Genomic DNA, 5,214 nt, shown 5'->3' with positions numbered 1-5,214 from the left:
CAAAAGCGTGGCAACGTCCTACTCTCACAGGGGCAATGCCCCAACTACCCTCGGCGCTAAGAAGCTTAACTTCTGTGTTCGACATGGTGACAGGTGTGTCCTTCTTGCCATCATTACCACACTTTCTCGCTTTTAGAAAAGTTCTTTCAAACCTCTCACAACTGAATACATAGCCACTTACCCTTCCTCTTACCACATCTGCTCTTTTGGTTAAGTCCTCGACCGATTAGTACTAGTCCGCTCCATGCCTCACAGCACTTCCACTCCTAGCCTATCTACCTGTTCGTCTCTCAGGGGTCTTACTCTTCTCAGATGGGAAATCTCATCTCGAGGGGGGCTTCACGCTTAGATGCTTTCAGCGTTTATCCCGTCCACACATAGCTACCCAGCGATGCCCTTGGCAGAACAACTGGTACACCAGCGGTGTGTCCATCCCGGTCCTCTCGTACTAAGGACAGCTCCTCTCAAATTTCCTACGCCCGCGACGGATAGGGACCGAACTGTCTCACGACGTTCTGAACCCAGCTCGCGTGCCGCTTTAATGGGCGAACAGCCCAACCCTTGGGACCGACTTCAGCCCCAGGATGCGACGAGCCGACATCGAGGTGCCAAACCTCCCCGTCGATGTGAACTCTTGGGGGAGATAAGCCTGTTATCCCCAGGGTAGCTTTTATCCGTTGAGCGATGGCCCTTCCATACGGTACCACCGGATCACTAAGCCCGACTTTCGTCCCTGCTCGACCTGTCCGTCTCGCAGTCAAGCTCCCTTCTGCCTTTACACTCTTCGAATGATTTCCAACCATTCTGAGGGAACCTTTGGGCGCCTCCGTTACTCTTTAGGAGGCGACCGCCCCAGTCAAACTGCCCATCTGACACTGTCTCCAGTCACGTCTTCATGACTCGGGTTAGAGGGTTCATGTCACAAGGGTAGTATCCCACCAGCGCCTCCTTGGAAACTGACGTCCCCACCTCTTAGGCTCCTACCTATCCTGTACATGTCACACAAACACTCAATATCAAACTGCAGTAAAGCTCCATGGGGTCTTTCCGTCCTGTCGCGGGTAACCTGCATCTTCACAGGTACTATAATTTCACCGAGCCTCTCGTTGAGACAGTGCCCAAATCGTTACGCCTTTCGTGCGGGTCGGAACTTACCCGACAAGGAATTTCGCTACCTTAGGACCGTTATAGTTACGGCCGCCGTTTACTGGGGCTTCAATTCATACCTTCGCTTGCGCTAAGCACTCCTCTTAACCTTCCAGCACCGGGCAGGCGTCAGCCCCTATACGTCATCTTTCGATTTTGCAGAGACCTGTGTTTTTGATAAACAGTCGCTTGGGCCTATTCACTGCGGCTGATGCTTCCATCAGCACCCCTTCTCCCGAAGTTACGGGGTCATTTTGCCGAGTTCCTTAACGAGAGTTCGCTCGCTCACCTTAGGATTCTCTCCTCAACTACCTGTGTCGGTTTGCGGTACGGGTTGTCACAGCCTCGCTAGAAGCTTTTCTTGGCAGTGTGATTGATAAGATAGACTCTACTCGTTTCCTTTCAAGCCCCCATCACAACTCATTCTTATAAAGACAAGCATTTTACTCATCTTCAAACTCGTTGCTTAGATCTCACTATTCCATCAGTGGACTCTTTCAACCTCCTGCGTCCCTCCATCACTCAATCAGTTGTGACAAGTACAGGAATATCAACCTGTTATCCATCGACTACGCCTATCGGCCTCGCCTTAGGTCCCGACTAACCCTGGGAGGACGAGCCTTCCCCAGGAAACCTTAGTTATTCGGTGGACGGGATTCTCACCCGTCTTTCGCTACTCATACCGGCATTCTCACTTCTAAACGCTCCACCACTCCTTACGGTATGGCTTCTTCGCCCTTAGAACGCTCTCCTACCACTGACGCTCTTCACGTCAATCCACAGCTTCGGTGGTCTGTTTAGCCCCGGTACATTTTCGGCGCAGGATCACTCGACTAGTGAGCTATTACGCACTCTTTAAATGGTGGCTGCTTCTAAGCCAACATCCTAGTTGTTTAAGCAATCCCACATCCTTTTCCACTTAACAGACACTTTGGGACCTTAGCTGGTGGTCTGGGCTGTTTCCCTTTCGACTACGGATCTTATCACTCGCAGTCTGACTCCCGTTTATAAATCTCTGGCATTCGGAGTTTATCTGAATTCGGTAACCCGAGATGGGCCCCTAGTCCAAACAGTGCTCTACCTCCAGGATTCTCACAACGAGGCTAGCCCTAAAGCTATTTCGGAGAGAACCAGCTATCTCCAAGTTCGATTGGAATTTCTCCGCTACCCACACCTCATCCAAGCACTTTTCAACGTGCCCTGGTTCGGTCCTCCAGTGTGTCTTACCACACCTTCAACCTGGACATGGGTAGGTCACTTGGTTTCGGGTCTACGACAACGTACTATCTCGCCCTATTCAGACTCGCTTTCGCTTCGGCTCCGTCTCTTCAACTTAACCTCGCACGCTATCGTAACTCGCCGGTCCATTCTACAAAAGGTACGCTATCACCCATAAACGGGCTCTAACTACTTGTAAGCACACGGTTTCAGGTTCTCTTTCACTCCCCTCCCGGGGTGCTTTTCACCTTTCCCTCACGGTACTTGTTCACTATCGGTCACTAGGGAGTATTTAGCCTTGCCAGATGGTCCTGGCGGATTCCAACGGGATTCCTCGTGTCCCGCCGTACTCAGGATGCTACTAGAGGCTCATTCCATTTCGACTACGAGGCTTTCACTCTCTTTGGCTGACGTTCCCACGCCATTCGTCTATAAAACTCACTCTCACATCGTAGTCCTACAACCCCAATCAGCATGCTGACTGGTTTGGGCTCCTTCCGTTTCGCTCGCCGCTACTCAGGAAATCGATTTTTCTTTCTCTTCCTGCAGGTAATGAGATGTTTCAGTTCCCTGCGTCTACCTTCTCATTAGCTATGTATTCACTAATGGATACTATCCCATTACGGATAGTGGGTTCCCCCATTCGGATATCTCTGGATCATTGCTTACTTACAGCTCCCCAAAGCATTTCGGTGTTCGTCCCGTCCTTCTTCGGCTCCTAGTGCCAAGGCATTCACCGTGCGCCCTTATTTACTTAACCTACCATACATTTCCCTGTATGTTGCGATTCTCTTTTAAAAAACTCTTCTCGGTAAAATTTTCTTGGTTTGTTTTCTATGTATTCAGTTGTCAAAGGTCTTCTTCGAGTACTACCGTACTCTATGGAGAATAGCGGGATCGAACCGCTGACCTCCTGCGTGCAAAGCAGGCGCTCTCCCAGCTGAGCTAATCCCCCAACCTCTTGATTAGGTCTTTCAACCCTCTCAAAACTAAACAAGACGCCCCTATTGTGCTTTCCTTCTTTTCCTTAGAAAGGAGGTGATCCAGCCGCACCTTCCGATACGGCTACCTTGTTACGACTTCACCCCAATCATCTATCCCACCTTAGACGGCTAGCTCCTTACGGTTACCCCACCGGCTTCGGGTGTTACAAACTCTCGTGGTGTGACGGGCGGTGTGTACAAGACCCGGGAACGTATTCACCGCAACGTGCTGATTTGCGATTACTAGCGATTCCGGCTTCATGTAGGCGAGTTGCAGCCTACAATCCGAACTGAGAACGGCTTTAAGAGATTCGCTTACCCTCGCGAGTTCGCTGCTCGTTGTACCGTCCATTGTAGCACGTGTGTAGCCCAAGTCATAAGGGGCATGATGATTTGACGTCATCCCCACCTTCCTCCGGTTTGTCACCGGCAGTCTGATTAGAGTGCCCAACTGAATGCTGGCAACTAATCATAAGGGTTGCGCTCGTTGCGGGACTTAACCCAACATCTCACGACACGAGCTGACGACAACCATGCACCACCTGTCACTTTGTCCCCAAAGGGAATTCTCTATCTCTAGAGTGGTCAAAGGATGTCAAGACTTGGTAAGGTTCTTCGCGTTGCTTCGAATTAAACCACATGCTCCACCGCTTGTGCGGGTCCCCGTCAATTCCTTTGAGTTTCAACCTTGCGGTCGTACTCCCCAGGCGGAGTGCTTAATGCGTTAACTACAGCACTGAAAGGTGGAAACCTCCCAACACTTAGCACTCATCGTTTACGGCGTGGACTACCAGGGTATCTAATCCTGTTTGCTCCCCACGCTTTCGAGACTCAGCGTCAGTTACAGACCAGAGAGTCGCCTTCGCCACTGGTGTTCCTCCATATATCTACGCATTCCACCGCTACACATGGAATTCCACTCTCCTCTTCTGCACTCAAGTCCCCCAGTTTCCAATGACCCTCCACGGTTGAGCCGTGGGCTTTCACATCAGACTTAAGGAACCGCCTGCTCTCGCTTTACGCCCAATAAATCCGGACAACGCTTGCCACCTACGTATTACCGCGGCTGCTGGCACGTAGTTAGCCGTGGCTTTCTGGTTAGATACCGTCAATCTCTTAGCAGTTACTCTAAAAGGTGTTCTTTTCTAACAACAGAGTTTTACGATCCGAAAACCTTCTTCACTCACGCGGCGTTGCTCGGTCAGACTTTCGTCCATTGCCGAAGATTCCCTACTGCTGCCTCCCGTAGGAGTTTGGGCCGTGTCTCAGTCCCAATGTGGCCGATCACCCTCTCAGGTCGGCTACGTATCATGGCCTTGGTGAGCCGTTACCTCACCAACTAGCTAATACGCCGCGGGTCCATCCATCAGCGACAGCTTACACCGTCTTTCCCTTGTGTATCATGCGATACACAAGCCTATTGGGTATTAGCAGTCGTTTCCGACTGTTATCCCTATCTGATGGGCAGGTTACCCACGTGTTACTCACCCGTCCGCCGCTAAACTTAGAAAATGCAAGCATCTTCTAAGCTCCGCTCGACTTGCATGTATTAGGCACGCCGCCAGCGTTTGTCCTGAGCCAGGATCAAACTCTCATTAAATATAAAAGTTTTTAAGCTCTTTTTTGCTGACTTATCTTTGGATGTTTCCATCCAGATTTATTGTTTTTGTTTTGACACATCCATTGGATGTTGTCCCTACACATTTGGTTTGTCTTTGTTTAGTTTTCAAAGGGCTGTGTCGACTGTTTTCAGTCGTTTTGTCGTCCCTTGCGACGACTTATACATCATACCAACACACCTTTTTTTTGTCAACACCTTTTTCAAACTTTTTTTCTTTTTTTTCAAACTTTTTTATTTCCCCCGTCA

At 50.1% G+C, this 5,214-nt stretch carries 1 tRNA gene and 3 rRNA genes; all 4 read right to left on the bottom strand.

What is annotated here, in order from left to right:
* Positions 1–5 precede the first annotated feature (5 nt).
* The 4 genes from rrf to GMA11_RS08920 all read right to left on the bottom strand — a co-directional run bounded on the left by rrf (position 6) and on the right by GMA11_RS08920 (position 4,947).
* A 5S ribosomal RNA gene (gene rrf, locus GMA11_RS08935) occupies positions 6–121 on the bottom strand.
* An 85-nt stretch (positions 122–206) separates the two neighbouring features.
* Positions 207–3,124: ribosomal RNA gene (locus GMA11_RS08930) — 23S ribosomal RNA — on the bottom strand.
* A 122-nt stretch (positions 3,125–3,246) separates the two neighbouring features.
* Positions 3,247–3,319: transfer RNA gene (locus GMA11_RS08925), tRNA-Ala, on the bottom strand.
* Positions 3,320–3,395: 76 nt separating this feature from the next.
* Positions 3,396–4,947 (bottom strand): 16S ribosomal RNA (locus tag GMA11_RS08920).
* Together the 16S, 23S and 5S rRNA genes with 1 tRNA gene alongside form the textbook arrangement of a ribosomal RNA operon.
* Positions 4,948–5,214 lie beyond the last annotated feature (267 nt).

This window comes from Granulicatella sp. zg-ZJ, assembly GCF_010892355.1.
Classification (GTDB): Bacteria; Bacillota; Bacilli; order Lactobacillales; family Aerococcaceae; genus WM01.
The sequence above is the reverse complement of the archived record's forward strand: the minus strand, read 5'-3'. Positions and strand labels throughout refer to the sequence as shown.